We start from the raw sequence: 5,015 nt of genomic DNA on the forward strand, positions 1-5,015 counted from the left end.
GGAGGAGTACCGGGGTAAAATACGCGACCACTTCGCCGACCACTGCTCGATGATGCGTCCGCACATGGCGCAGGCGGTCGCGGACATGGTGTCCCGGCCGTTGCCGGACTTTCCGGTCACCTATCCGATCTCCTGGGGTATCCCCGCGCCCTTTCCCGAGGTCGCCGGGCAGGTGATCAACCCGAATGCCGAGCCGATGGCCTGGAGCATGTACTGCTCCGCACTGTCCGCCGAGCGCCGAGGCGCGGTGCTGGCCGGCGACGACGAACTGTGGCTGACCGGGGCCGGCTCGTCGGTGGTCTATTTCCTCGGCTTCGACAACATCTACCCGTTCGCGATCGCCGGGACCGCGATGCTGCTGGCGCACGACGGTCGCTACGACCTGCCGGCACGTTTCCTCACCAACGAGTTCTACGAGTTGGACAATGCAAAGTTCTCCACCAGCCGCGGTCATGCGGTGTGGGGCCGGGAGCTGGCGGCCGAGGTGCCCCGGGACCTGATCCGGTTCCATCTGGCCGCGACCAGCCCGGAATTCCAACGCACCGATTTCAGCCGCGAGGCGTTGGTCCGGGTGACCCGGTCGCGTCTTGTCGAGCCGTGGAACCGGGTGGCGGCCAGGGTGGACGAGTGGGTCGACCGGGGGCCGCTGGCGGTGTCGCAGCGGTCCAGGGCATCGGCCGCCCGCATCATCGAACGCGTCACCGGCTCCTACGAGCTTTCCCGGTTCAGCCTCAACCGGGCGGCCGAGACGCTCGCCGAACAGCTGTCCCGGTTGGACCGGTGGGCGCCGGGCCCGGCGGACAGCGGTGATTTCTGCCACGAGGTTGACATGCTCCTGCGCTGTGCGGCGCCCATCCTGATCGACCTGGCCCGGCAGGCGTTACCCGACACCTTGATCCCAATCGCCGGCCCGACGGCCACCGAGATCGCGCCCAGGCGCATGCCCCGGCTGCGCGAACGGGCGCAGTGAGATGCCAGCCGATGCCCGGCACGTCCTCATCGTCGGAGCGGGTGTCACCGGCCTGCTGACCGCGATCCGGTGTGCACTGGCAGGCCATCGGGTGACCGTGCTGGATCGGGGTGCCGTCCCCAATCCGATGTCCAGTTCGTTCGATCAGCACCGGACGATCCGGGCACTCGACCCCGGTGATCGGGCCGCCACCCACCGGGTCGCGATGGCTCACCGTCTGTGGCTGGAGTTGGAGGCGCTGCTGGGTACCAGACTCTACCGCCGCGTCGGCGTGGTGACCGCCTGGCCCGCCGGCGAGGTCGACGCGGTGGCCGCGATCGGTGCCGAGGTCGGTCTGTCGGTCGAGCTCGTCGAGCCGGACACGTTGCCGCATATGAGGTTCCCCGCCGGCTGGACGGGAGTGCTGGAGCACGACGCTGGCGTGCTGCTCGCCGACCGGGTCCTGACACTCGCGGCACGATGGCTGGACGCGCATGCCCTGGTGACGGTGCGACCGCGGCGGGAGATCGTCGCGGTCGACGCGGACGCGGGGCAGGTCGTCCTGGCCGACGGTGAGCGGCTGGGCGCCGACCTGATCCTCATCGCCGCGGGGCCGTGGTCGCGGGAGCTGGTCGACCTGCCGATGGTGCTGCACCGCCAGGCCATGGTGTATCTGCGGCCACCCGAGGAGCTGGCTCGCTGGTGGGAGGACGCGCCCAGTGCTGGGCGTATCGGCACCGACGGCCGGTCCTGGTTGCTGCCTCCGGGCGACGGAACGTTGCTGAAGGTCAGCTCCAGCGCGTTGTGTCGGGAGGTCGACTCGGTGAGCGACCGCGCGAGCCGGCCCGATCCGGCCGGGACCAGCTGGGTCGATCAGGTCGTGGCGGCGATCCTGACCGACCCGGACCGCTACCCCGTGCACGGGGTCAAGGAGTGCCACTACCTGGTCGACGCCGAGACGGGCGGGGCGAGCCTGGTCCGCCTCGGCCCGGTGGTGTGGGCACGCGCGGCCAGCGGGGGCGACGGGTTCCGCACCGCGCCCCTGATCGCCGCTCAAATTGCCGAGACCGTCATGAGGTCATCGCCGAACTGGAGGGAATACGCATGAACAGTTCCAAGAACGTGCTGTTGGTGATCGGCAGCGGGCTCAAGCTCTACCGCGAGTACCTGGTCAGCTCGGCCGCCGCACGGGCGCGACGGGCCGGACTCGACCTGGTTCTGATCAACAACCTCAAGCCCACCTGGCAGCACGACTACTTCGACGAGATCACTGTGATCAACGTCTTCGACCACGAGCTGCTGGCCGGGACGGCCCGCGAGGTGGCGGCCAGACACACGGTGGTCGGGGTGCTGTGCTGGGACGAGCCGTTGGTGATGTCCGCGGCCAAGATCGCCGCCGAGTTCGGCGTACCCGGCCTCAGTATTCCCGGCGTCCACGGCTGCCGGGACAAGCACAACACGCGTTCCCGGCTCACCGCCGCGGGTCTGCTGCAGCCGGGATTCGAGATGGCGGCCACGGCTGGGCAGGCCCGCGCGGCGGCGGAGCGGATCGGCTACCCGGTCGTGGTCAAGCCGCGCGCTCTCGGCGCCAGCATGGGCGTCGTTTTCGCCGCCGACGAGGTTGAGCTGGACGCCGCCTTCGCCGTCGCATCGGACGCGAGCCTGGTCGGCGACGAGTCCTACCGTGGTGGTGCCATCGTCGAGGGCTACGCCGTGGGGCCCGAGATCAGCGTCGACGCAGCCGTGCACAAAGGCGAATACCTGCCGATGTTCGTGGCCCGCAAGCGCACCGGCGGGCACCCCTATTTCGAGGAGATCGGCCACGTCGTCGACGCGGGCGACCCACTCCTGGGCGACACCGTGCTGATGGACACCCTGGCGCGGGCGCACCGGGTGCTTGAGATCGAGGATGGTATCACCCACGCCGAGGTGCGGCTGACCGAGCGGGGGCCGTTGATCATTGAGATCAACGGCCGGCTCGGCGGCGACCTGATCCCGTTTCTCGGCCGGACCGCCACGGGCATCGACCCGGGTGAGGTGCTCGTCGACGTCGCCATCGGGCAGCGGCCGGACATCGCCGCGACCCGGCGAACCGTCGCGGGAATCCGGTTCGGGTATCCGGAGCGGGACTGCCTGGTGCGCTCGGTCCGGGTGCCCGATGCCGCACCCGGACTGCTCATCGCGTCCCGGATGGTCGAACCCGGTACCGCGCTGCGGCTGCCGCCGGGCGGCTACATCGCCCGTCACTCCTTCGTGGTGTGCCAGGCCGACGACGCGCTGACCTGCAACGAGCGCTTGGACGCGGCGAGCGCGCTGGTCACGGTGGACGCCGACCCGATCGCCCCACCCCCACCCGGCACAACCCTGGAAATGCCCGCCGGGCTACTGGACGTGGACGAATGACGATCAACTATGACGGGCGGACGTTCCGCAAGGCCGGCGGCGGGGACGGCACGGTTGCCCGGTACCAGCAGGACGGCGATCTGGTCTGGGCGGACTTCGCCGGTGGGCAGGTGCGCCGAGGCACCGTCACCGGTACGTGCGGGCCGGACGGAACGCTCCGGCTGGCCTACACCATGGTGCTCGCCGGCGGCGAGGTGATCGCCGGGCACACCGTGAACGTCCCGCAGCGCACCACCGACGGTCGGCTGACGCTGCGCGAGGAGTGGGAGCGTTACGGCGCGCACGCGGCGACCGGGACGTCCTACCTCGAGGAGGTGGACTGAGATGGACGCCTGGTCGCGGCTGCGCTGTGTGGTCGACGGTCGGCTGCGGTTGCCGGGCGACGCCGGCTTCACCGAGGCGGGCAGAGCGTTCAACGAGCGCTACCGGCACGTGCGGCCCGCCGGGGTGCTGACGGCGGCGAGCGTCGCCGACGTCGCCACGGCGATCGGTTGGGCCCGCGAGCACGGCATACCGCTCGTGGCCCGGGGCGGTGGCCACAGCTACGCGGGCAGTTCGGTCACCACCGGACTGGTGCTCGACCTGTGCGGGCTGGACACAGTGCGCGTGGACCCGTCGACCGCGCTGGTCACAGTCGGCGGCGGCACCCGGATGAAGGCGATCTATGCCGCGCTGCGTCCGCACAACCTGGCGTTCCCGCTGGGCAACTCCGACGATGTCGCGATCGGTGGGCTCGTGCTCGGTGGCGGTGTCGCGGCGGTGTCGCGCGCGTTCGGCCTCACCTGTGACTCACTGGTGCGGACCGATATCGTCCTCGCCGACGGCACGACGCTGCGCTGCAGCGAAACCGAGAACACCGACCTGTTCTGGGCCTGCCGGGGTGGTGGCGGCGGGAACTTCGGCGTGAACACCTCCTTCACCTTCCAGGCACGTCCGGTGCCGGACACGTCCACCTGCCTGCTGCTGTGGCACTGGGCATCCGCGCCTGCGGTCCTGGCCACGATGCAGGAGGTCATGCGGCACGCGCCGGAGGCGTTCTCCGCCCGGATCGGCGTGAGTCGCGCGCCGGGCGAGGACGGTGTGGTCTCGGTGATCGGGCAGCATCTGGGCCCGGCCGAGCAACTGCGGGATCTGCTCGGGCCCGCATTGGCGGTCGCCACGCCGTACCGGCTGGACATCGCGGACCGGACCTACTGGGAGGCCGCGGACTTTCTGCACCACACCACCGCGGGCGGTTCGTTCGCGGTGCGAACCCGATGCGTGCGGGAACCGCTACCCGAGGCCGGGGTGGCGACCATGCTGGCAGCCCTGGACAAGTGGCCGGGCGGCGGCAACCCGGACGGCGCCGGTGTCGCCCTGTTCACCTGGGGTGGCGCGATCAACCGGGTTCCGGTGGCCGATACCGCGTTCCCCCACCGGGACGTGCTGTTCCTGGTCTCGATGGACACCTCGTGGAGTACCGACGATCCCGTCGAGGTGATGGGGGACAACCTGGAGTGGCTGACCGGTCTGCACCAGGACATGGGCGAGTTCGCCCCGGACGCGGCCTACGTCAACTTCTCCGACCCTGACCTGGCCGGCTGGCGATCGGCCTACTACGGGCCGAATCTGGCGCGGCTGACCGAGGTCAAGCGCCAGACTCCGCACCCAGTGCAGCTTGCGC

5 protein-coding genes are annotated in these 5,015 nt (G+C 70.4%); all 5 read left to right on the top strand.

What is annotated here, in order from left to right:
• On the top strand, positions 1–970 hold a 970-nt coding region (locus U9977_RS18650; protein WP_322750562.1), incomplete at its 5' end, for a class I tRNA ligase family protein.
• A gap of 1 nt (position 971) precedes the next feature.
• Positions 972–2,057 (top strand): NAD(P)/FAD-dependent oxidoreductase, encoded by a 1,086-nt coding sequence (locus U9977_RS18655; RefSeq protein WP_322750563.1) that lies wholly within the window; start codon positions 972–974, stop codon positions 2,055–2,057.
• Positions 2,054–3,352: an ATP-grasp domain-containing protein gene (locus U9977_RS18660; RefSeq protein WP_322750564.1), complete on the top strand. Its 1,299-nt coding sequence runs from the start codon at positions 2,054–2,056 to the stop codon at positions 3,350–3,352. The genes U9977_RS18655 and U9977_RS18660 overlap by 4 nt, the downstream gene beginning before the upstream one ends.
• The gene (locus tag U9977_RS18665; RefSeq protein ID WP_322750565.1) at positions 3,349–3,675 is read left to right on the top strand and encodes a hypothetical protein; all 327 of its coding nucleotides are present in this window, start codon (positions 3,349–3,351) and stop codon (positions 3,673–3,675) included. The genes U9977_RS18660 and U9977_RS18665 overlap by 4 nt, the downstream gene beginning before the upstream one ends.
• Before the next feature lies 1 nt (position 3,676).
• Positions 3,677–5,015: FAD-binding oxidoreductase (locus tag U9977_RS18670; protein ID WP_322750566.1), on the top strand; the 1,339-nt coding region annotated here is incomplete at its 3' end.

It is taken from the genome of Protofrankia sp. Cas8 (assembly GCF_963555845.1).
Taxonomy (GTDB): Bacteria; Actinomycetota; Actinomycetes; order Frankiales; family Frankiaceae; genus Protofrankia.

Coding starts and splice junctions, on each gene's coding strand:
- U9977_RS18665 (WP_322750565.1), top strand. CDS start 3,349: ATGACGATCAACTATGACGGGCGGACGTTCCGCAAGGCCGGCGGCGGG.
- U9977_RS18660 (WP_322750564.1), top strand. CDS start 2,054: ATGAACAGTTCCAAGAACGTGCTGTTGGTGATCGGCAGCGGGCTCAAG.
- U9977_RS18655 (WP_322750563.1), top strand. CDS start 972: ATGCCAGCCGATGCCCGGCACGTCCTCATCGTCGGAGCGGGTGTCACC.